The following is a 323-nucleotide window of genomic DNA, read 5'->3' as shown; positions in this document are numbered from 1 at the left end:
ACTCACGGGTGTTGGTGAGGACGGGTCGCGTTACGACGATATACCAATCGACTACGTCGACATCGAACAATCCGGCGTAGCCGCGTCGTACGATAATGGATGTGTTCACCTCGTCGCCGATGAAGACGTCAGTGAACTCTCGTTCTCGGGTCGTTCTTATTCCGACGAACCCACTGACTTAGTTCACGGTGATGTCGGCGCGACACAACTAGAGATACTTGCAGAGTTACAGACTTCCGAGGAGGGTCAAGCGTGACCAGACACTCTCAACGACACCGTACAACCACACTTCCGTTCAGATACCGCGATAAGGGTGTAGATTT

General features: G+C 52.6%; 1 pseudogene. It reads left to right on the top strand.

The window, feature by feature from the left end:
• Positions 1-256: pseudogene (locus tag AUR66_RS22925) on the top strand (hypothetical protein); the annotation flags it as partial.
• Positions 257-323 lie beyond the last annotated feature (67 nt).

The sequence above is a fragment of the Haloferax profundi genome, from assembly GCF_001469865.1.
Taxonomy (GTDB): Archaea; Halobacteriota; Halobacteria; order Halobacteriales; family Haloferacaceae; genus Haloferax; species Haloferax profundi.
The sequence above is the reverse complement of the archived record's forward strand: the minus strand, read 5'-3'. Positions and strand labels throughout refer to the sequence as shown.